A 21,963-nucleotide genomic window follows, 5' to 3' on the forward strand; every position below is an offset into this window, starting at 1 on the left:
CTCGCCGACCAGGCGTCCCACCAGGCGCCACACCCCGACCCATGCGCGACAGACGCGGGCGGGCGCAACACCTTAGGCAACACCACGGGGAGGAAAACGGCGGGTCGTCCCGCCTTTCCTCGAGCGCTCCAGGGCGCGGAAAGGCAGGGCCGACCTGAATGGTTGACGCTCTAGAGAGAGAGACGGCATGGTCTTTTCTTCAAACGTGTTCCTGTTCCTGTTCCTGCCGGTCTTTCTCGGCCTGTACTACCTGAGCGGCGAACGTTACCGGAACCTGCTGCTGCTGATCGCCAGCTACGTGTTCTACGCCTGGTGGCGGGTGGACTTCCTCCTGCTGTTCGCCGGGGTCACCGTCTTCAACTACTGGATCGGCCTGCGCATCGGCGCCGCCGGCGTACGCACCAGGGCCGCGCAACGCTGGCTGATCCTCGGCGTGGTGGTCGACCTCTGCGTGCTCGGGTACTTCAAGTACGCCAACTTCGGCGTCGACAGCCTCAACGAGATCATCACCTCGTTCGGCATGCAGCCGTTCGTGCTGACCCACATCCTGCTGCCGATCGGCATCTCCTTCTACACCTTCGAGTCGATCAGCTACATCATCGACGTCTACCGCGGCGATACCCCGGCGACCCACAACCTGATCGACTTCGCCGCCTTCGTCGCGATCTTCCCGCACCTGATCGCCGGCCCGGTGCTGCGCTTCAAGGACCTGGTCGACCAGTTCAACCACCGCACCCACACCGTCGACAAGTTCGCCGAAGGCTGCACCCGCTTCATGCAGGGCTTCGTCAAGAAGGTGTTCATCGCCGACACCCTGGCCGCCCTCGCCGACCACTGCTTCGCCCTGCAGAACCCGACCACCGGCGACGCCTGGCTCGGCGCCCTGGCCTACACCGCGCAGCTCTACTTCGACTTCTCCGGCTACAGCGACATGGCCATCGGCCTCGGCCTGATGATGGGCTTCCGCTTCATGGAGAACTTCAACCAGCCCTACATCAGCCAGTCGATCACCGAGTTCTGGCGGCGCTGGCACATCAGCCTGTCGACCTGGCTGCGCGACTACCTCTACATCAGCCTGGGCGGCAACCGCGGCAGCACCTTCCAGACCTACCGCAACCTGTTCCTGACCATGCTCCTCGGCGGCCTGTGGCACGGCGCCAACTTCACCTACATCATCTGGGGCGCCTGGCACGGCATGTGGCTGGCGATCGAGCGGGCCCTCGGAGTGAACGCCTCGCCGCGCGTGCTCAACCCTTTGAAGTGGGCGTTCACCTTCCTCCTGGTGGTGATCGGCTGGGTGATCTTCCGAGCCGAGAACCTGCAGGTCGCCTGGCGCATGTACGAAGCCATGTTCAGCTTCGGCACCTGGCAGCTCTCCGAACTGAACCGCGCCAACCTCACCGGCCTGCAGGTCGGCACCCTGGTCCTGGCCTACCTGGTGCTGGCGTTCTTCGGCCTGCGCCAGTTCTACAACCAGCCATTGCAGACCAAGGCGCCCAAGGCCGCGGCGAACAGCGACGAAGTGGCCGCCGACGGCCCGGCCAGTGCCCAGCCGCGTGCCCCGCGCGAGGCCGCCGGCGACCCGGCGGCGATCGCCTACTCGCCGAGCGGCGCGCTGGTCTACCAGCCGAGCTGGCTCAGCCAGTTGCCCGTCCTGGCCACCCGCCTGGCGCTGCTCCTGCTGTTCGCCGCCTCGGTGCTGAAGCTCTCCGCGCAGAGCTACTCGCCATTCCTCTACTTCCAGTTCTGAGCGAGGCCCACGCCATGACACAGAGCATTTCCCGCCCCCTGCAATACGCCTATATCGCCGCCTTCGGCGGGCTGCTGCTGGGGCTCGCCGGATGGTCGCTGAAGAGCGTGCCGGGCTTCTCCGCCGCGGCCGATACGCCACTGCTCAACGGCAAGCTGGCGCACGCCTTCGAAGCCCACTACGACAAGGAATTCCCGATCAAGCGCCTGGGCACCAACCTCTGGGCCGCACTCGACTACACGCTGTTCCACGAAGGCCGCCCCGGCGTGGTGATCGGCAAGGACGGCTGGCTGTTCACCGACGAAGAGTTCAAGCCGGCACCGAGCGGCCAGCAACTGGAAGACAACTGGGCACTGGTACGCGGCGTGCAGCGGGAGCTGAACCGGCGCGGCGTCAAGCTGGTGCTCGCGGTGATCCCGGCCAAGGCCCGCCTGTATCCCGAGCACATCGGCCGCGAGCAGCCGGCCGCGCTGCACGACAGCCTCTACCAGGACTTCCTGGCCCGCGCCCGCGCCGCCGGCATCGACAGTCCCGACCTGCTCGGCAGCCTGCGCCAGGCCAAGGACAACGGCGCGGTGTTCCTGCGCACCGACACCCACTGGTCGCCGCTCGGCGCGGAAACCGTGGCCCAGCGCCTCGGCGCGGAGATCCGCGAGACGCACCTGCTGGATGTGCCGGCGCAGAACTTCGTCACCCGCGTCGGCGAAGAACGCACGCACAAGGGCGACCTGCTCAGCTTCCTGCCGCTCGACCCGCTGTTCGACGAACTGCTGCCGCGTCCGGAGCAGTTGCAGCAACGCACCACCGAAGCCGCGCCGGCACTGCCGGGCGGCCAGCAGTCCGGCGCGGGCGACGACCTCTTCGGCGATAGCCAGCAACCGCGCCTGGCGCTGGTCGGCACCAGCTACAGCGCCAACCCCAGGTGGAACTTCGAGGGCGCGCTGAAACAGGCGCTGTCCGCCGACCTGATCAATTACGCGAAGGAAGGCAAGGGCCCCCTCGAACCGATGCTGGAACTGCTGCAGGACGAAGGCTTCCGCAAGGACCCGCCGCAACTGCTGGTCTGGGAGTTTCCCGAGCGCTACCTGCCGATGGCCAGCGACCTCAGCCAGTTCGACGCCGACTGGGTCGCCCAGCTGAAGGCCAGTGGCGGCCGCGACGAGCGCCTGGCCGCCAGCCGCAACGATTGAACGAACACAGCCAAGGCTGTTTACCCACGGGGCCGAGCGCCCCGCTGAAGAAGAAGCAACGGAGGAATACCCATGAACCCGATGACCCGCCGCCACACCTGGACCCGCCTGGCCTGCGCACTTTCCCTCGGCGTCGCCGCATTCGCCGCGCAGGCCGACGAGGGCGCCCTGTACGGGCCCCAGGCACCCAAGGGCTCGGCCTTCGTCCGCGCCTACAACGCCGGCAACAGCGAACTCGACGTGTCGGTCGGCAGCACCAGCCTGAACGACGTCGCGCCGCTCGGTTCCAGCGACTTCAAGTTCCTCCCTCCCGGCAGCTACACCGCCCAGGTCGGCCAGCAGAGCCTGCCGGTCAAGCTCGACCCGGACAGCTACTACACCCTGGTCAGCCAGCCCGGCGGCAAGCCGCAGCTGGTGGCCGAGCCGCCGTTCAAGAACAAGCAGAAGGCGCTGGTGCGGGTGCAGAACCTCAGCGGCTCGAAGCTGACCCTGAAGACCGCCGACGGCAAGACCGACGTGGTCAAGGACGTCGGCCCGCAAAGCCACGGCGACCGCGAGATCAACCCGGTGAAGGTGAACCTGGCGCTGTTCGACGGCAGCAAGAAGGTCAGCGACCTGAAGCCGGTCACCCTGGCCCGCGGCGAGGTGGTCTGCCTGTACGTCACCGGCAGCGGCGGCAAGCTCGCGCCGGTCTGGGTCAAGCGCCCGGTGAAGGCGGACTGAGACCGACCGGGAGGGGCTCGCCCCTCCCGGCATTCCACACAACAAGACCGGCCCGACACCGGCGCACCAACCGTCAGCGCTCCCGCAGAAGGAGCGCACTGGAGAGGTCACCCGGGGCTCCGTGGAGCCCGGTAACGAGATATCCCGCCGCGCGGCGGGATCCCTAGCCCGGATTTCTCATGAGGCCGGCAGGCGTGGCCGGTGAAGCCTCGGTGTATCAACAACCTGCCTTCCACCGCTAAAAATTGATCGTTTTTTATTCAATTCCCGCGTATGGGGCGCACTGCCCCCTTTCCCCCATTGAGCCGGGCCGGGGGCGCCCGCCTGTTCAGGTCGGCTTGAGGCGGGCAACCAGCCCCGCAAAGAGTTCCTGATGCGGATAGGCCTCGCTGATCAGCACGCGGATGCGCCGGCTGTTGCGAATGATCACCGCACCGATCTTGAGCAGTTTCAAGCGCAGGTTATGGATGCTCATGCGCGCCAATGCGGTGCCCTGGAGATGATCGCGTAGCCGTTCGAACAGCACATAGGCAAAGGCCGACAGCATCAGCCGCCACTGGTTGGTCCACCAGCGTGGGCTGGAGGTGCGGTCGGCGAACAGATCCAACTGTTGGTCCTTGATCCGATTCTCCATGTCGCCACGGCCGCAGTAGTCTTCGTAGTACTGCTGGGCAGCATCCTCGGCAAAGCGGGACACGACGATGAAGCGTGGATTGGCACCCTGCTCGCCATGTTCCAGGCGCGACACGACCAGGCGGCGCCTACGCCAACTACCGGCCTGATAGAGGAAGCGATACACGCCGGACATCTTCTGCCCGGTTTCTTGGTAGGCCTCGGCGACAGCTTGCATGGCCGGCGCCGCCATCCGCTGCAGGCGGGTGTTGCGGGCCAGACCCACCACATAATCCACCTGCTTGCGGTCACACCAGTCGAGCATGCGATGTCGGCAAAAACCGCCGTCACCGCGGAACACGATGCGGGTCTCTGGCCAGAAGCGGCGAATGAACTTGACCAGCAGTGCCAGGATGGCCCAACTGTGTCGGGCGCCATCGATGTTGCTCGGGCGCAAATAGCTCACCAGCAGATGGCGACCACAGAACACATAGAGCGGCAGGAAGCAGTAATGGTCGTAATAGCCATGGAAGAAGCGCCCTTCCTGATCACCATGCACCGGCACATCGGTCGCATCGAAGTCGAGCACGATCTCAGCCGGCGCCTGGTCATGCTGGGCGATGAAGTGCTCCCACAGCAGGCGATGGGCTTGCACCACCGTTTCGCGATCGGCTTGCTGTTCCAGGCGCCCCAGAGTGGATTTGCCGGCCAGCGGTTGCAGGCGGTTGACCGCAGTCTGCAGCGCGTAGTCATGGCGCAGGCCGTCATGATCGTTGAGATCCTCGTAGCCGGCGGCCAGTGCATAGATACGCTGGGCGAGCAGTGTCTGCAGTCCATGCTGGACACGCCCAGGATCACGCCGATCGGGAACGATTTTGGCCAGGCGGCGGGTCAAGCCATGTTGCCGGTCGACCTCGCGCAGCAGCAACAAGCCCGCATCCGAGGTGATGTGACCACCGGTGAAAGAGGCCTCGACGAGGCGGCGAGAGAGGGGTGAAAAGTGGAGTTTTTCTGGTAGCATTTTGTGCGCGGCTGAAGACTTATGGGGCTTTGTTTGGCGACAAGAATCATAAGGCTTTCAGCCGTTTTTGTTTATGCGGTCATGAGAAATCCGGGCTAGACAGACGCATCGCTTCAAGGAGAAACAACATGATCCCAGTAATCCTTTCCGGTGGCAGCGGCTCGCGACTCTGGCCTCTTTCCCGCAAGCAGTACCCCAAGCAGTTCCTCGCCCTTACCGGCGACGACACCCTGTTCCAGCAGACCATCAAGCGCCTGGCCTTCGACGGCATGCAGGCGCCGCTGCTGGTGTGCAACAAGGAGCACCGCTTCATCGTCCAGGAACAGCTGGAGGCGCAGAACCTGGCGAGCCAGGCGATCCTCCTCGAACCCTTCGGCCGCAACACGGCGCCGGCGGTGGCCATCGCCGCGATGAAACTGGTCGCCGAAGGCCGCGACGAACTGCTGCTGATCCTTCCCGCCGACCACGTGATCGAGGACCAGCGCGCCTTCCAGCAGGCCCTGGCGCTGGCCACCAACGCCGCCGAAAAGGGCGAGATGGTGCTCTTCGGCATTCCCGCCAGCCGCCCCGAGACCGGCTACGGCTACATCCGCGCGAGCGCCGATGCGCAACTGCCGGAAGGCGTCAGCCGGGTGCAGAGCTTCGTCGAGAAGCCCGACGAAGCCCGCGCCCGCGAGTTCGTCGCCGCCGGCGGCTACTACTGGAACAGCGGCATGTTCCTGTTCCGCGCCAGCCGCTACCTGGAAGAACTGAAGAAGCACGACGCCGACATCTACGACACCTGCCTGCTGGCCCTGGAGCGCAGCCAGCACGACGGCGACCTGGTGAACATCGACGCCGCCACCTTCGAATGCTGCCCGGACAACTCCATCGACTACGCGGTGATGGAGAAGACCTCACGCGCCTGCGTGGTGCCGCTGTCCGCCGGCTGGAACGATGTCGGCAGCTGGTCGTCGATCTGGGACGTGCACGCCAAGGACGCCAACGGCAACGTCACCAAGGGCGACGTGCTGGTCCACGACAGCCACAACTGCCTGGTGCACGGCAACGGCAAGCTGGTCTCGGTGATCGGCCTGGAGGACATCGTGGTGGTGGAAACCAAGGACGCCATGATGATCGTCCACAAGGACCGGGTGCAGGACGTCAAGCACGTGGTCAAGGACCTCGACGCCCAGGGCCGCAGCGAGACCCAGAACCACTGCGAGGTCTACCGTCCGTGGGGCTCCTACGACTCGGTGGACATGGGCGGCCGCTTCCAGGTCAAGCACATCACCGTGAAGCCCGGCGCGCGCCTCTCGCTGCAGATGCACCACCACCGCGCCGAGCACTGGATCGTGGTTTCCGGGACCGCCCAGGTGACCTGCGACGACAAGACCTTCCTGCTCACCGAGAACCAGTCGACCTACATCCCGATCGCCTCCGTGCACCGCCTGGCCAACCCCGGCAAGATCCCGCTGGAGATCATCGAGGTGCAGTCCGGCAGCTACCTCGGCGAGGACGACATCGAGCGCCTGGAAGACGTCTACGGGCGCACCGCAGAACCGGCCCTGCAAGTGGTCGCCGGCAGCCGCTGAAGCGTCGACCCGGCCCCCTGGCGGAGCGATCCGCCAGGGGGCTGTTTTTTTCCGACAACCTACGGGATTGACTTTCCCTGGCCCTCCCCATGTTTCCATGAAGTTTCCGGAATATTCACGGGGAGCGGACATCAAGTATTAATGAACCCTTAAAGAAACAGGACTCGGGTTATTAATAAAAGCCACTCAGAAAACACCCGAGATCCTTTCCAACCAACCCTGCAAGCCCCTGAAAACGAGGCTTCCGGCTTTATCCTCCAGTTTCTTCGAGTTCGTTCAGTCTTCATTCAGCCGTTGTTAAGCGAGTCTTAACAAACGTTCAGGCAGCATTCAGCGACATATAAATAACCTCTTCGTACCGCCCTCCCAGTACCGAGGCTTCATTACATGTCACTGGACTTTCTGCCATTCTCCCGGCCAAGCATCGGCGAGGACGAAATCGCCGCCGTGGAGCAGGTCCTGCGTTCCGGCTGGATCACCACCGGGCCGAAGAACCAGGAGCTCGAACAGCGCTTCGCCGAACGCCTCGGCTGCCGCCACGCGGTGGCGCTATCCTCGGCCACCGGCGCCCTGCACGTCACCCTGCTGGCGCTGGGCATCGGCCCCGGCGACGAAGTGATCACGCCGTCGCTGACCTGGGTCTCCACCGCCAACGTCATCACCCTGCTCGGCGCCACCCCGGTGTTCGTCGACGTCGACCGCGACACCCTGATGTGTTCGGCGCAGGCAGTGGAAGCCGCCATCGGCCCGCGCACCCGCGCCATCGTGCCGGTGCACTACGCCGGCTCCACCCTGGATCTCGAAGGCCTGCGCACGGTCGCCGGGCGCCACGGCATCGCCCTGGTCGAGGACGCCGCCCACGCGGTCGGCAGCGAATACCGCGGGCGCCCGGTAGGCTCCCGCGGCACGGCGATCTTTTCCTTCCACGCGATCAAGAACCTGACCTGCGCCGAAGGCGCGATGTTCGTCAGCGACGACAGCGCCCTCGCCGAACGGGTCCGCCGCCTCAAGTTCCACGGCCTCGGGGTCGATGCCTACGACCGCCTGAGCCATGGACGCAAGCCGCAGGCGGAAGTGATCGAGCCCGGTTTCAAATACAACCTGGCCGACCTCAACGCCGCCCTCGCGCTGGTCCAGCTCAAGCGCCTGGACGCGCTCAACGCGCGCCGCCAGGCCCTCGCCGAACGCTACCTGGAACGCCTCGCCGGCCTGCCGCTGGCGCCGCTCGGCCTGCCCGCGCACGAGCAGCGCCACGCCTGGCACCTGTTCATCCTGCGCATCGACGCCGAGGCCTGCGGCCTGGGCCGCGACGCCTTCATGGAAGCCCTGAAGGCGCGCGGCATCGGTAGCGGCATCCATTTCATCGCCAGTCACCTGCACCACTACTACCGCCAGCGCCAGCCGCGCCTGAGCCTGCCCAACAGCGAGTGGAACTCGGCCCGCCTGTGCTCCATCCCGCTGTTCCCCGACATGCGCGACGACGACATCGAGCGCGTCGCCCGCGCCATCGAGGAGATCCTGGAGAAACGTCGATGAAGCCCTATCCGATCGACCTGGTCTCGGTGGTGATCCCGGTCTACAACGAGGAAGCCAGCCTGCCCGAACTGCTGCGCCGCACCGAAGCCGCCTGCCTGGAGCTGGGCCGCGCCTTCGAGATCGTGCTGGTCGACGACGGCAGCCGCGACCGCTCCGCGGAACTCTTGCAGGCCGCCGCCGAACGCGACGGCAGCGCCGTGGTGGCGGTGATCCTCAACCGCAACTACGGCCAGCACGCGGCGATCCTCGCCGGCTTCGAACAGTCCCGTGGCGACCTGGTGATCACCCTCGATGCCGACCTGCAGAACCCGCCGGAGGAAATCCCGCGCCTGGTGGAGCGCGCCGCGCAGGGCTACGACGTGGTCGGCAGCATCCGCGCCGAGCGCCAGGACTCGGCCTGGCGGCGCTGGCCTTCGCGCCTGGTGAATCTGGCGGTGCAGCGCTCCACCGGGGTCGCCATGCACGACTACGGCTGCATGCTGCGCGCCTACCGGCGCAGCATCGTCGAAGCGATGCTGGCCTGCCGCGAACGCAGTACCTTCATCCCGATCCTGGCCAACGGCTTCGCCCGGCATACCTGCGAGATCCGCGTCGCCCACGCCGAGCGCGCCCACGGCGAATCGAAATACAGCGCGATGCGCCTGCTCAACCTGATGTTCGACCTGGTCACCTGCATGACCACCACGCCGCTGCGCCTGCTCAGCCTGGTCGGCGGCGGCATGGCCCTGGCCGGCTTCCTCTTCGCCCTGTTCCTCCTCGTGCTGCGCCTGGCCTTCGGCGCCGCCTGGGCCGGCAACGGCCTGTTCGTGCTGTTCGCCGTGCTGTTCATGTTCAGCGGCGTGCAGTTGCTCGGCATGGGCCTGCTCGGCGAGTACCTCGGGCGCATGTACAGCGACGTGCGCGCGCGGCCGCGCTTCTTCATCGAGCGCGTGGTCCGCGCAACGCCCTCCGCGCTTCCCTCGGCCCTGCAGCGGGCCGGTTTCACCTCTTCATCCAGCGAGCCTTCCACGCCATGACCTCGAAAGCCGTCGTCTTCGCCTACCACGACATCGGTTGCACCGGTATCGAAGCCCTGCTCAATGCCGGCTACGAGATCGCCGCCGTCTTCACCCATGCCGACGACCCACGAGAAAACACCTTCTACGCCTCGGTCGCACGCCTCTGTGCCGAGCGCGGCATTCCGCTGCACGCGCCCGAGGACGTGAACCATCCGCTGTGGCTGGAGCGCATCCGCCAACTGCGCCCGGACTTCCTGTTCTCCTTCTACTACCGCCGCCTGCTCGGCGCCGAGCTGCTCGCCTGCGCCGCACGCGGCGCCTACAACCTGCACGGTTCGCTGCTGCCGCGCTACCGCGGACGCGCCCCGGCGAACTGGGTGCTGGTCAACGGCGAAACGCAGACCGGGGTGACCCTGCATCGCATGATCGAGCGCGCCGACGCCGGGCCGATCCTCGCCCAGCAGGCCGTCGCCATCGACCCCGAGGACACCGCCCTGAGCCTGCACGGCAAGCTGCGCAAGGCCGCCGGCGCCCTGCTGCGCGACAGCCTGCCGCTGCTCGCCCTCGGCGTGCTGCCGGAAGTCGAGCAGGACGAGAGCCAGGCCAGCCACTTCGGCCGGCGCACCCCGGCGGACGGCCTGCTCGACTGGCACAGGCCGGCACGGCAGCTGTACGACCTGGTGCGCGCGGTGACCCAGCCCTACCCTGGCGCCTTCTGCCAGGTCGGCGAACAGAAGCTGATCGTCTGGAGCGCCGAGGTGGTCGCCGGCAACCACGGTCGCGAGCCGGGCAGCGTACTGTCCTGCGACCCGCTGCGGATCGCCTGCGGCGAGGACTCGCTGGTGCTGCGCTTCGGCCAGCGCGGCGAGCGCGGCCTGTACCTGGCCGGCACGCAACTGGCCACCGAGCTGGGCCTGGTCGAGGGCGCGCGCCTGCGTGGCGCGGCGTCCGGCCCGCAGCGCCGCACGCGGGTGCTGATCCTCGGGGTCAACGGCTTCATCGGCAACCACCTGTCCGAACGCCTGCTGCGCGACGGGCGCTACGAGGTCCACGGCATGGACATCGGCTCCGACGCCATCGAACGGCTCAAGGCCGACCCGCATTTCCACTTCGTCGAAGGCGACATCGGCATCCATTCGGAGTGGCTCGAATATCATGTGAAGAAATGCGACGTGGTCCTGCCGCTGGTGGCCATCGCCACGCCCATCGAGTACACGCGCAACCCGCTGCGGGTGTTCGAACTGGACTTCGAGGAAAACCTGCGGATCGTCCGCTACTGCGTGAAATACGGCAAACGCGTGGTGTTCCCTTCCACCTCCGAGGTCTACGGCATGTGCCAGGACCCGGACTTCGACGAAGACCGCTCGAACCTGGTGGTCGGGCCGATCAACAAGCAGCGCTGGATCTACTCGGTGTCCAAGCAGTTGCTCGACCGGGTGATCTGGGCCTACGGCCAGCAGGGCCTGCGCTTCACCCTGTTCCGTCCGTTCAACTGGATGGGCCCGCGCCTGGACCGCCTGGATTCGGCGCGGATCGGCAGCTCGCGGGCGATCACCCAGCTCATCCTGCACCTGGTCGAAGGCACGCCGATCCGCCTGGTCGACGGCGGCGCGCAGAAGCGCTGCTTCACCGACGTCGACGACGGCATCGAGGCCCTCGCGCGGATCATCGACAACCGCGACGGCCGCTGCGACGGGCAGATCGTCAACATCGGCAACCCGGACAACGAGGCGAGCATCCGCCAGCTCGGCGAGGAACTGCTGCGCCAGTTCGAGGCCCACCCGCTGCGCGCGCAGTTCCCGCCCTTCGCCGGCTTCCGCGAGGTGGAGAGCCGCAGCTTCTACGGCGACGGCTACCAGGACGTGGCCCACCGCAAGCCGAGCATCGACAACGCCCGGCGCCTGCTCGACTGGCAGCCCACCATCGAACTGCGCGAGACCATCGGCAAGACCCTCGACTTCTTCCTCCACGAAGCGCTCCGCGAGCGCGAGGCACAGGCGTGATCCAGGCCGGCCTGCGCATCGACGTCGACACCTTCCGCGGCACCCGCGACGGGGTGCCGCGGCTGCTCGAGCTGCTCGACGAAGCCGGGCTGAAGGCGACCTTCTTCTTCAGCGTCGGCCCGGACAACATGGGCCGCCACCTCTGGCGCCTGGCGCGCCCGGCGTTCCTCTGGAAGATGCTCCGCTCGCGCGCCGCCAGCCTGTATGGCTGGGACATCCTGCTGGCCGGCACCGCCTGGCCGGGCAAGCCGATCGGCCGCGAACTCGGCCCGCTGATGCGGCGGACCCAGGCCGCCGGCCACGAGGTCGGCCTGCACGCCTGGGACCACCATGCCTGGCAGACCCACGCCGGAGTCTGGAGCGTGCAGCAGCTCGGCGAGCAGATCCGCCGCGGCAGCGATTGCCTGGCGGACATCCTCGGCCAGCCGGTACGCTGTTCCGCCGCCGCCGGCTGGCGCGCCGACGGCCGGGTGGTCGAGGCCAAGCAGCCCTTCGGCTTCCGCTACAACAGCGACTGCCGCGGACGCGGCGCGTTCCGCCCGCGCCTGGCCGACGGCAGCCCCGGCATCCCGCAGGTGCCGGTGAACCTGCCGACCTTCGACGAGGTGGTCGGTCCCGGCCTGCCGCGCGAGGCCTACAACGACTTCATCCTGGAACGCTTCGCCGCTGGCCGCGACAACGTCTACACCATCCACGCCGAGGTCGAGGGGCTGCTCCTCGCCCCGGCGTTCCGCGAACTGCTGCGGCGCGCCGAACGGCGCGGCATCCGCTTCCGACCGTTGGGCGAACTGCTGCCGGACGATCCGCGCAGCCTGCCGCTGGCCGAACTGGTGCGCGGCCGCCTGGCCGGCCGCGAGGGCTGGCTGGGAGTGCGCCAGCCATGAGCCGCCGCCAGACCTGTTCGCTGCTGCTGATCGCCTTCGGCCTGTTCTACCTGGTTCCATTGAGCAACCATGGCCTGTGGATTCCCGACGAGACCCGCTACGCGCAGATCAGCCAGGCGATGCTGCTGGGCGGCGACTGGGTGTCGCCGCACTTCCTCGGCCTGCGCTACTTCGAGAAGCCGGTCGCCGGCTACTGGATGATCGCCCTCGGCCAGGCGGTCTTCGGCGAAAACCTGTTCGGCGTGCGCATCGCCTCGTTCGTCGCCACCGCCCTCAGCGTCCTGCTCGCCTACCTGCTGGCCCGCCGCCTGTGGCGCGACCCGCGCACCAGCCTGGCATGCGCGCTGCTCTACGCCAGCTTCGGCTTGATCGCCGGGCAGTCCGGCTATGCCAACCTCGACCCGCAATTCACCTTCTGGGTCAACCTGAGCCTGGTGGCGCTGTGGCATGCCCTCGACGCGGGGAGCCGCCGCGCGCGCCTGCTTGGCTGGACCCTGCTCGGCCTCGCCTGCGGCATGGGCTTCCTGACCAAGGGCTTCCTCGCCTGGCTGCTGCCGGTGCTGGTCGCCCTGCCCTACATGCTCTGGCAGCGGCGCTGGCGCGAGCTGCTTGGCTACGGCGCGCTGGCGGTGCTGGCGGCGCTGCTCGTCTGCCTGCCCTGGGCGCTCGCCGTGCATGCGCGGGAAGCGGACTACTGGCGGTTCTTCTTCTGGCACGAACACATCCGCCGCTTCGCCGGCGAAGACGCCCAGCACTCTCGCCCGTGGTGGTTCTACCTGCCGTTGCTGGCGGTCGCCTGCCTGCCCTGGAGCGGCCTGCTGCCGAGCGCGCTGCGCCAGGCCTGGCACGAGCGGCGCCAGGCGCCGGTGGTCTTCCTGGCGCTATGGCTGCTGTTGCCGCTGGCGTTCTTCAGCCTGAGCCGGGGCAAGCTGCCGACCTACATCATGCCCTGCCTGCTGCCGCTGGCACTGCTCATGGGCCACGCCCTGGTGCAGCGGCTGCGCCTGGGGAACAGCGTCGCGCTGCGCGGCAACGGGCTGCTCAACCTGGGCCTGGCGCTCCTCGCGCTGGCGGCCCTGGCCTACCTGCAACTGCGCAAGCCGGTGTACCAGGAAGAACCCTTCGAGCTGTTCCTGGTCCTGCTGGTGATCGGCGCCTGGGCCGCCGCCGGCCTCGCCCAGTGGCGCTACCCGCTACGCGCCTGGGCCGCGCCGCTGCTGGCGAGCTGGGTGCTGATCGCGCTGCTGCCGGCAGCGATGCCCAACCATGTGGTGCAGAACAAGACCCCCGACCTGTTCGTCGCCGAACACCTCGACGAACTGATCGGCGCCCACCATCTGCTGAGCAACGACCTCGGCGCCGCCTCGGCCCTCGCCTGGCGCCTGCGTCGTAGCGACGTGACGCTCTACGACACGCGCGGCGAGCTGAAGTACGGCCTCTCCTACCCCGAGCACAGCCAGCGCAGCGTGCCCTTGGCAGACATCCGCCAGTGGCTCTGGCAGGCACGCCAGGACGGCTCGGTTGCCGTGCTGCTGCGGATCAACAGCGCCAGCGACCGCTACCAGCTGGCGCTGTTGCCGGGCGACGGCGAACGCTACCGGAACGGCAACCTGGTCCTGGCGATCCTGCCGCAGGTGCGCCCATGAGCGCCGCACTGCTGCTCGCCACCCTGCTCATGACCGGCCTCGGCCAGGTTGCGCAGAAGCTCACCGTGGAGCACTGGCGCCTGGTCGCCGCCGACGGCTGGACGGCGCGCCTGCGCAGTCCGTGGCCGTGGCTGGCGCTGCTCGCCCTCGGGCTCGGCCTGCTCTGCTGGCTGCTGCTCCTGCAACGGGTGGAAGTCGGCAGCGCCTATCCGATGCTGGCGCTGAACTTCGTCCTGGTCACCCTGGCGGCACGCTTCGTCTTCGATGAGCCGGTGGATCGCCGCCACCTCGCCGGCCTGTTGCTGATCGTCGCCGGCGTGGCCCTGCTCGGGAGGAGCGCATGAACGCGCTACGCGGCTGGCTGGCGGCGCTGGGCAGCATGCTGCTGGCCAGCGCCGCCCAGCTCGGCATGCGCTGGGGCATGAGCCGCCTGCCGCTACCGGAAGCCTGGGCCGGGCAAACGCCGGAGCGCGCCGCGCTGCTCGCGGTAGCCCTGGCGGTGGCAGCCTACGCCGCCTCCCTGCTGTGCTGGCTGGCCGCCCTGCGCCACCTGCCGCTGGGCCGCGCCTACAGCCTGTTGAGCGCCAGCTACGCGCTGGTCTACCTGCTGGCGGCGAGCCTGCCGGCGTTCGATGAAACCTTCAGTACCAGCAAGACCCTGGGCGTAGGCCTGGTGGTGCTCGGCGTGTTGACCGTCAACGCCCGCCGCACCGCTGCCGCGCCCGCGCATCATCCGTCGAGGAAAGCACCATGAAGATCAGCGTATTCGGCAGTGGCTATGTAGGACTGGTGCAGGCCGCCGTCCTCGCCGAAGTGGGCCACGATGTACTGTGCATGGACATCGACCGGAACAAGGTCGAACGCCTCGCGCAGGGCCTCGCCAGCATCTACGAACCCGGGCTCGACGCCTTGCTGCGCGAAGGCCTGGACAGCGGCCGCCTGCGTTTCAGCAGCGATGCGCGCCTGGCCGTGGAACACGGCCGGGTGCAATTCATCGCGGTCGGCACCCCGCCTGGCGAGGACGGCGCGGCCGATCTCGGCGCGGTCTTCGTGGTGGCCGATGCCATCGCCGAGCATCGCCGCAAGCCCGTCATCGTGGTGGAGAAATCGACCGTCCCGGTAGGCACCGGCGACCGCCTGCGCGCGCACATCGAGCGGCGCCTGGAAGCCGACGGACGCGAGCTGGAATTCGAGATCGTCTCCAACCCGGAATTCCTCAAGGAAGGCTCCGCCGTCGCCGACTGCCGGCGCCCGGACCGCATCGTGGTCGGCTGCGACAACGAAGAGGTGCGCCAGGTGATGCGCGAACTCTACGAGCCGTTCAACCGCAACCACGACCGCATGCTGTTCATGGGCCTGCGCAGCGCCGAGCTGACCAAGTACGCGGCGAACGGCATGCTGGCGACCAAGATCAGCTTCATCAACCAGATCGCCGAACTGGCCGAACACCTCGGTGCCGACATCGAGGCGGTGCGCCAGGGCATCGGCGCCGACCCGCGGATCGGCTACCACTTCATCTACCCCGGCTGCGGCTACGGCGGCTCCTGCTTCCCCAAGGACATGCGCGCGCTGATCCACAGCGCCGAGCAGGCGCATTGCTCCAGCGACCTGTTGCAGGCAGTGGAAGCGATCAACCGGCGGCAGAAGCACAAGCTGTTCGAACGCATCCGGGTGTTCTACGACGGCGACCTGCGCGGCAAGACCTTCGCCCTCTGGGGCCTGGCCTTCAAGCCGAACACCGACGACATGCGCGACGCGCCCAGCCGCGAACTGATGGAAGCGCTCTGGCGCCACGGCGCGCAGGTGCGCGCCTACGATCCCGAAGCCATGCAGGAAACCCAGCGGCTCTATGGCCACGACGAACGCCTGAGCCTGATGGGCACCCCCGAGGCGACCCTGGGAGGCGCCGATGCGCTGGTCATCTGCACCGAGTGGCAGCAATTCAAGGCACCGGATTTCGAGCTGCTCAAGGAGCGCCTGAAGGCCCCGGTGATCTTCGACGGGCGCAACCTCTACGACCCCGAGCGCATGGCCCGCCACGGCTTCCACTACTACCCGATGGGACGCGGGCAGTCCTGCTCGTTGCCGATCAACGAGGCCAGCCTCGCACAGGAAGATGGCGTGCGCCTGTTGCGCCAGGCCTGAGGCCGCCCCAGGTCGGATCGACCGCTGGGGCGAATAACCGCTTGCGGTTATCCGCCGGTTCTCCGGAGTCTCGGCGGATAACGCCTGCGGCGTTATTCGCCCTACCCTCTGCCACGTAGCTCAGGTGGCGTAGGGCGCATGACCGCCTCGCGGCTATCCGCCAGCCGCCGGCTCCCGCGAGGACGAGGTCCCCAACGCCAGTCCCGGCTCGGCGCCGCGCTTGAGCACGGCGTAGAGCAGCCCGGTAAGCAGGCTGCCGGCGACGATCGCCAGCAGGTACGCCAGGGCGTGGTTGATCGCGTTGGGCACCAGCATCACGAACAACCCGCCGTGAGGCGCCTGCAACTTGCAGCCGAAATACATCGACAGGGCGCCGGTCAGCGCGCCGCCGGCGATGCTCGCCGGGATCACCCGCAACGGGTCCTTGGCGGCGAACGGGATGGCGCCTTCGGAGATGAAGCACAGCCCCAGCACCGAGGCTGCCTTGCCGGCCTGCCGCTCGCTCTCGGCGAACTTGCGCCGCGCCAGCAGGGTCGCCAGGCCCATGCCGATCGGCGGCACCATGCCCGCCGCCATCACCGCCGCCATCGGCGCGTAGCTGTGCGACGAGAGCAGGCCGACGGAAAAGGCGTAGGCGGCCTTGTTGACCGGTCCGCCGAGGTCGACGCACATCATCCCGCCGAGCAGCAGGCCGAGGAGGATGGCATTGGAGGTACCCATGCCGTCGAGGAACCCGGTCAGTGCCGCGAGCATCCCGGCCACCGGCTTGCCGACCACGTAGAGCATCAGCAGGCCGGTGACCAGGCTGGCCAGCAACGGGATGACCAGGATCGGCTTCAGCGCTTCCAGGCTCGCCGGCAGCCTCAGCCCGTGGCTGATGGCCCGCGCCGCATAGCCGGCGATGAAGCCGGCGACTATCCCGCCGATGAACCCGGCGCCGAGGGTCCCGGCGAGCAGGCCGCCAAGCATGCCCGGCGCCAGGCCCGGGCGGTCGGCGATGGAATAGGCGATGTAGCCGGCGAGCATCGGCACCATCAGGACGAAAGCCGTGTCGCCGACCGTCCTCAGCACCGCCGCCAGGCTGCCCGGCTGCTTGTAGGCATCGATGCCGAAGGCCAGCGACAGGGCGATCAGCAGGCCGCCCGCGACCACCATCGGCAACATGAACGACACCCCGGTCAGCAGGTGCTTGTACACCCCGCGCTTCTCGTCCCTGGCGACCACCGCGCTGGCTGCGCCCGCGCTCTCGACCTGCCCTTCCGCCAGCGCCCGCTCGAGCGTCGCGCGGGCCTGCTTGAGGGCCACGCCGGTGCCGCAACGGTAGATCTTCTTGCCGGCGAAACGGGCCGTGTCCACGTCGATGTCGGCGGCCAGCAGGACCACGTCGGCGGCGGCGATGTCCGCCGGGTCGAGCGGATTGCGCGCGCCGACCGAGCCCTGGGTCTCGACCTGCAACGCGAAGCCCAGTTGCCCCGCCGCGAGCTGCAACGCCTCGGCGGCCATGAAGGTGTGCGCCACGCCGGTCGGACAGGCGGTCACCGCGACGATCCGCGGTGCCGCTCCGGCCTCCGGCGCAACCAGGCCGGCCTCGTCCCCGGCGACCTCCACGCTCGCCAGGGCGGCGGCCCGCTGGAGGAAGGCGCGCGGATCGGCCAGCGCCTCGGCGGGACGCGCGCGATACACCGGCTTGCCGACGAAACGCGCCGCCGCCAGCGGCTCGACGCCGACCAGCAGGACCCAGTCGGCTTCGGCGATCTGTTCGGCGCTCAGTTCGCCCTCGGGCCTCGACCCGGCATTCGCCTCGACGCAGGTTTCCCAGCCCAGGCGCTCGGCGGCGCCCCGCAGCAGGCGCGCGGCGAGCACGCTGGTGACCTGTCCGCCAGGGCAGGCGGTGACGATCGCTAGTTTCATCTCAGGCCTCCTCGACCAATGGCTGCACCACGACGCCCGCTTCGATCCGCGCCAGGCGCTGCGGATCGCCGATGCCGAACTCGAACTGGGTTACCGCCAGGCTGGCGATGGCGGTGGCCTGACGCAGCACCCGCTCGGCCGGCCAGCCGCTGGCCAGCCCGTGCAGCATGCCGGCCAGCAGGGAATCGCCGGCGCCCACCGTGCTGGCCACTTCCACCGCCGGCGGCCGCGCCTGCCAGGCACCCTCGGCGGCGAACCAGTTGACCCCCGCGGCGCCCTGGGAAATCACCACCTGGCCTACCCCGTCCTGGCGCAGACGTTCGGCCGCCTGGCGCTGTGCGACCAGGTCATCCATCGGCGCCGAGCAGAGATCGGCCAGTTCCTCGACGTTCGGCTTGATCATCCACGGCGCAGCCTTCACACCTTCGCGCAGGGCCGCGCCACTGCTGTCGAAGGCGACCTTCAGGCCGAGGCGCCGCAAGCGCCGCAGCAGTTCGCCCAGCCATTCCGGCTCGACCCCGCGCGGCAGGCTGCCGGCGACCACCGCCAGCTCGTGCTCCCCGGCAAGCCGGTCGAGGCGTTCGAGCAACGCCGCCTGGGCTCGCTCGTCGGCCTCCGGGCCCGGCCCGTTGAGGTCGCTGACGCGCCCGCCGCGCTCGGCCAGCTTGATGTTGCTGCGGGTTTCGCCCGGCACCCGGACGAACGCATCGGCGAAGCCACGACGCTGGAACATGGCGGTGAACGGCGGCTGGTTGTCTTCGCCGAGGAAGCCGCTGACCGTCAACCGATGGCCGAGGTCGGCAAGCACCTGGGCGACGTTCAGGCCCTTGCCGGCGGCCTGGGTCAGCACCGCCTCGCTGCGGTTAACCGCCCCCAGTTCCAGCTGGCGCAGGCGCACGGTGAGGTCCAGCGCCGGGTTCAGGGTAATCGTCAGGATCCGCGCCATTACTGCACCTCCGCTTCCACCAGGGCCCGGACCTCGGCGGCGCTCGCCAGGCCCAGGGCTTTGCGGGCCAGGCCGCGCGCAGCGACCAGCTGCAGTTCGCGCACGCCGGCCTTGACCAGGGCGATGCTGCGCGCCGAGACGCTCAGCTCGTCCACTCCCAGGCCGACCAGCAGCGGCAACGCCAGCGGGTCGGCCGCCAGTTCGCCGCAGACGCCGACCCACTTGCCCTCGGCGTGGGCGGCGCGGACGGTCATGTCGATCAGTTGCAGCACCGCCGGATGCAGACCGTCGGCCTGGGCCGAAAGACTCGGGTGGCCGCGATCGATAGCCAGGGTGTACTGGGTCAGGTCGTTGGTGCCGACGCTGAAGAAGTCCACCTCGCGGGCCAGCACCGGCGCGAGCAACGCCGCCGAGGGCACCTCGACCATGATCCCCAGTTGCAGGTCGGCCAGCGGGATTTCCTCGCGCAGGCGCAGCGCCAGGTCACGCGCCTGGCGCCATTCGTCGAGGCTGCCGACCATCGGGAACATCACCCGCAGCGGCCGCTCCCCGGCGGCGCGGAACAGCGCGCGCAACTGGGTCTCGAGTATCTGCGGTCGCTGCAGGGTCAAGCGGATACCGCGCAGGCCCAGATAGGGATTCTCTTCGTGGGGAATCGGCCAGTACGGCAGCGGCTTGTCCCCGCCGACATCCAGGGTCCGCGCCACCAGCGGACGTCCGTCGAGGGCGTCGAGCACCCGACGGTATTCCGCTTCCTGGGTCGCCAGGTCCGGCGCGCGGGCGTTGTTCATGAAGACGAACTCGGTGCGCAGCAGGCCAACGCCCTCGGCGCCCAGCTCCACCGCGCGCGCGGCGCCGGCGGTGTCGCCAAGGTTGGCGCAGACTTCCACCGCGTGGCCATCGCGGGTCCGCGCAGGCTCCAGCCGCTGCGCGTCGGCGCGGGCCTGGCGCTGCTGGCGGGCGTCGCGCTCGGCGGCGGCCTGCTGCAACTGTTCGGTGCTCGGCGCCACCTGCAGCCAGCCGTGCTCGCCATCCAGCAGCAGTGCCGTGCCAGGCTCCAGGCCGAGCACCGCCGCGCCGGCGCCGACCAATGCCGGAATGCCGAGGGCGCGGGCGATGATCGCGCTGTGCGAAGTGGCGCCGCCGCGCGCCGTGAGGATGCCGGCGACCCGCTGGGCGTCGAGGCGGGCGACATCGGAGGGGCCGACCTCGTCCATCACCAGGATGTACGGCTGCTCCGGCTCGCGCGGCGCCTCCACCCCGCAGAGCCTGGCCAGCACCCGCCGGCCGAGGTCGCGGAGGTCGGCGGCGCGCTCGGCGAGCAGCGCGTCGTGCAGCGCCTCCTGTTGCGCCGCGCTGTCTTCCACCACCCGACTCCAGGCCGCTTCGGCGCTTTCGCCGCGATTCAGGCGCAGTTGCACCTGCTCGGCCAGTTCCGGATCGTCGAGCATCTCCCGGTGGGTGACGAAAATCTCGCGGATCGCCTTCACCGTGCTGCGTTCGACCAGGCCGACGATCTCCTCGTCCACCGCCCGCTTGGCCCGCAGCAGGCGCTCGCGTTCATGGGCCGGCGACTCGCCGCGCGGCTGGAACTCGAAGCGCTGCGCCACCTGGACATGCGCCGGACCACTGGCGATGCCCGGCGACGCGGCGATTGCCTGCAGGCGCTCGCCGGCGCGCAGCGGCGCCGGCCGGGCATCCTCTTCCGCCTCGCCGACGGCATCGGGCAAGGCCTCCTCCGCCAGCGCTTCGACCTCCTCGCCGAGCCCCTCGCGCACCGCGGCCAGCAAGGCTGGCAGCGCGTCCTCGGCGATCGCCGGCTCGGCGCTGAACTCCAGCGTCTGGCCGCGTCGCGCGCCGAGGGCGAGCAGCTTGCTCAGGCTCTTCGCCGAGACGGGGGCCGCCTCGCTGTCGGCCAGGCGTACCCGGATCTCGCCGGCGAAGCCCTTGGCCAGCTGCGCCAGCGCCTGCGCCGGGCGGGCATGCAGGCCATGCGGGTTGGCCAGGACCGCTCGCGCGCTGGGCCAGTCCGGCGGCAGCTCGCCACCGAGCGCCGCGAGTACGCTGCGGCTGCTGGTGGCGCGCACCAGCTCGGCGCCACGCCCTTCCAGCAACAGGTCGCACAGGCGTTCGAGCAGCGCCTGGTGCGCTTCGCCCAGGCTGGCCAGGCAGAACAGCCCGGTGACCAGTTGCCCCTGGTGCTGCAACGGTTGCGCCGGAGTGACGAAGGCCAGCCCGGGGCGCTTCACCAATTGTTCGCTGTGCAACCAGCACAGCCCGTCGCCCAGCGGCAACGGTTCGGTCTGCTGGAGCACGGCGGCGAAGCCGTTCTCCACGCAGCCGGCCTTCTTCAACAGGCGCGCGCCGAGCCAGGCCAGTTCGTCGAGGTCCTCGGCGTTCTGGCCGAGGCCGACCAGTTGTGCGTCCAGCGCCAGTTCCTGCGGCGCGCCCTGCAACAGGCCGAGGACTTCCTCGGCGCTGGCGGCCGCGCTCAGCGCCGGTCCCAGGTCGGCCTCGCCGAGGGCGCGGGTGAGCAATTGCAGGAGCTGCAGGTGTTCGTCGGACTTCGCCGCGATGCCGATGGCCAGGTAGACCTGCTGGCCATCGCCCCAGTCCACTCCCTCGGGGAATTGCAGCAGGCGCACACCGGTGCTGAAGACCAGCTCGCGGGTATCCGGGGTCCCATGGGGTATGGCGATGCCCTGGCCGAGGTAGGTGGAGCCTTGTGCCTCGCGCGCCTTCAGGCCCTCGGCATAGCCGGGCGCGGCCAGGCCGTCGGCGACCAGCGCCGCGCCGAGCAGGCGCAGGGCTTCGGCCTTGTCCGCGGCGCGCTGGCCCATGCGGATCTGCCGGGTATCGAGTTCGAGCATGGAAACCTCCTCAGGAGCGAACGGCTCCCCGTCTCACGTCCGGATCGTCCCGCCGCGCCGAGGCGCGGGCGCGGGATGTGCCGGCGGTAGCGGAAAGCGGCTCGCGGGAGCCTTCCGTACAGCCTGGGGCGGTGATCCGCTTGTTGTCATTGAC

General features: G+C 68.8%; 16 protein-coding genes. 12 read left to right on the forward strand and 4 right to left on the reverse strand.

Annotated features, from left to right (window positions below; all coding sequences use genetic code 11):
- Positions 1–187: 187 nt before the first annotated feature.
- From HMPREF1224_RS20380 to algF, 3 genes are all read left to right on the forward strand, one after another.
- Positions 188–1,750 carry an MBOAT family O-acyltransferase gene (locus HMPREF1224_RS20380; protein WP_010793337.1) on the forward strand — a complete coding sequence of 521 codons (1,563 nt, stop codon included), beginning with the start codon at positions 188–190 and terminating at the stop codon, positions 1,748–1,750.
- 14 nt (positions 1,751–1,764) lie between these two features.
- A complete protein-coding gene (gene algJ / locus HMPREF1224_RS20385) occupies positions 1,765–2,940 on the forward strand; it encodes an alginate O-acetyltransferase (protein WP_003092111.1) in 1,176 nt (391 codons plus the stop codon).
- A 72-nt stretch (positions 2,941–3,012) separates the two neighbouring features.
- Entirely contained in the window at positions 3,013–3,663 is a 651-nt protein-coding gene (gene algF, locus HMPREF1224_RS20390) for an alginate O-acetyltransferase AlgF (RefSeq protein ID WP_003092112.1), read from the forward strand.
- Between the two features lie 328 nt (positions 3,664–3,991).
- On the opposite strand, the gene HMPREF1224_RS20395 is transcribed toward algF, so the two are convergent.
- Positions 3,992–5,296 (reverse strand): IS1380-like element ISPa33 family transposase, encoded by a 1,305-nt coding sequence (locus HMPREF1224_RS20395; protein WP_010793081.1) that lies wholly within the window; start codon positions 5,294–5,296, stop codon positions 3,992–3,994.
- A 128-nt stretch (positions 5,297–5,424) separates the two neighbouring features.
- On the opposite strand from HMPREF1224_RS20395, the gene HMPREF1224_RS20400 reads away from it, so the two are divergent.
- The 9 genes from HMPREF1224_RS20400 (at position 5,425) to HMPREF1224_RS20440 (ending at position 16,082) form a co-directional block, all read left to right on the forward strand.
- A complete protein-coding gene (locus HMPREF1224_RS20400; RefSeq protein ID WP_010793338.1) occupies positions 5,425–6,870 on the forward strand; it encodes a mannose-1-phosphate guanylyltransferase/mannose-6-phosphate isomerase in 1,446 nt (481 codons plus the stop codon).
- Between the two features lie 387 nt (positions 6,871–7,257).
- Positions 7,258–8,406 carry a UDP-4-amino-4-deoxy-L-arabinose aminotransferase gene (gene arnB, locus HMPREF1224_RS20405; protein WP_003158298.1) on the forward strand — a complete coding sequence of 383 codons (1,149 nt, stop codon included), beginning with the start codon at positions 7,258–7,260 and terminating at the stop codon, positions 8,404–8,406.
- Entirely contained in the window at positions 8,403–9,422 is a 1,020-nt protein-coding gene (gene arnC, locus HMPREF1224_RS20410) for an undecaprenyl-phosphate 4-deoxy-4-formamido-L-arabinose transferase (protein ID WP_003112880.1), read from the forward strand. Before arnB ends, arnC begins: the two co-directional genes overlap by 4 nt.
- Entirely contained in the window at positions 9,419–11,407 is a 1,989-nt protein-coding gene (gene arnA, locus HMPREF1224_RS20415; protein ID WP_003092116.1) for a bifunctional UDP-4-amino-4-deoxy-L-arabinose formyltransferase/UDP-glucuronic acid oxidase ArnA, read from the forward strand. The genes arnC and arnA overlap by 4 nt, the downstream gene beginning before the upstream one ends.
- Positions 11,404–12,291 carry a 4-deoxy-4-formamido-L-arabinose-phosphoundecaprenol deformylase gene (gene arnD, locus HMPREF1224_RS20420; RefSeq protein ID WP_003110469.1) on the forward strand — a complete coding sequence of 296 codons (888 nt, stop codon included), beginning with the start codon at positions 11,404–11,406 and terminating at the stop codon, positions 12,289–12,291. The genes arnA and arnD overlap by 4 nt, the downstream gene beginning before the upstream one ends.
- Positions 12,288–13,937: a lipid IV(A) 4-amino-4-deoxy-L-arabinosyltransferase gene (gene arnT, locus HMPREF1224_RS20425; protein WP_010793339.1), complete on the forward strand. Its 1,650-nt coding sequence runs from the start codon at positions 12,288–12,290 to the stop codon at positions 13,935–13,937. Before arnD ends, arnT begins: the two co-directional genes overlap by 4 nt.
- Positions 13,934–14,281, forward strand: a complete 348-nt coding sequence (locus HMPREF1224_RS20430) for an EamA family transporter (RefSeq protein ID WP_003112876.1) — start codon at positions 13,934–13,936, stop codon at positions 14,279–14,281. The genes arnT and HMPREF1224_RS20430 overlap by 4 nt, the downstream gene beginning before the upstream one ends.
- On the forward strand, positions 14,278–14,691 hold the full coding sequence (gene arnF, locus HMPREF1224_RS20435; protein WP_003124269.1) for a 4-amino-4-deoxy-L-arabinose-phosphoundecaprenol flippase subunit ArnF: 414 nt from the start codon (positions 14,278–14,280) through the stop codon (positions 14,689–14,691). The genes HMPREF1224_RS20430 and arnF overlap by 4 nt, the downstream gene beginning before the upstream one ends.
- Positions 14,688–16,082 carry a UDP-glucose 6-dehydrogenase gene (locus HMPREF1224_RS20440; RefSeq protein ID WP_010793340.1) on the forward strand — a complete coding sequence of 465 codons (1,395 nt, stop codon included), beginning with the start codon at positions 14,688–14,690 and terminating at the stop codon, positions 16,080–16,082. The genes arnF and HMPREF1224_RS20440 overlap by 4 nt, the downstream gene beginning before the upstream one ends.
- A 153-nt stretch (positions 16,083–16,235) precedes the next feature.
- Here HMPREF1224_RS20440 and HMPREF1224_RS20445 read toward each other — a convergent pair whose 3' ends face one another.
- From HMPREF1224_RS20445 to ptsP, 3 genes are read right to left on the reverse strand one after another with little or no spacing between them, the layout of a single operon-like run.
- On the reverse strand, positions 16,236–17,993 hold the full coding sequence (locus tag HMPREF1224_RS20445) for a PTS fructose-like transporter subunit IIB (RefSeq protein WP_003107161.1): 1,758 nt from the start codon (positions 17,991–17,993) through the stop codon (positions 16,236–16,238).
- Position 17,994: 1 nt separating this feature from the next.
- Entirely contained in the window at positions 17,995–18,939 is a 945-nt protein-coding gene (gene pfkB, locus HMPREF1224_RS20450; protein WP_003143313.1) for a 1-phosphofructokinase, read from the reverse strand.
- Positions 18,939–21,809 (reverse strand): phosphoenolpyruvate--protein phosphotransferase, encoded by a 2,871-nt coding sequence (gene ptsP, locus HMPREF1224_RS20455; protein ID WP_003119534.1) that lies wholly within the window; start codon positions 21,807–21,809, stop codon positions 18,939–18,941. Before ptsP ends, pfkB begins: the two co-directional genes overlap by 1 nt.
- Positions 21,810–21,963: the final 154 nt, after the last annotated feature.

The sequence above is a fragment of the Pseudomonas sp. P179 genome, assembly GCF_000478485.2.
GTDB lineage: Bacteria > Pseudomonadota > Gammaproteobacteria > Pseudomonadales > Pseudomonadaceae > Pseudomonas > Pseudomonas aeruginosa.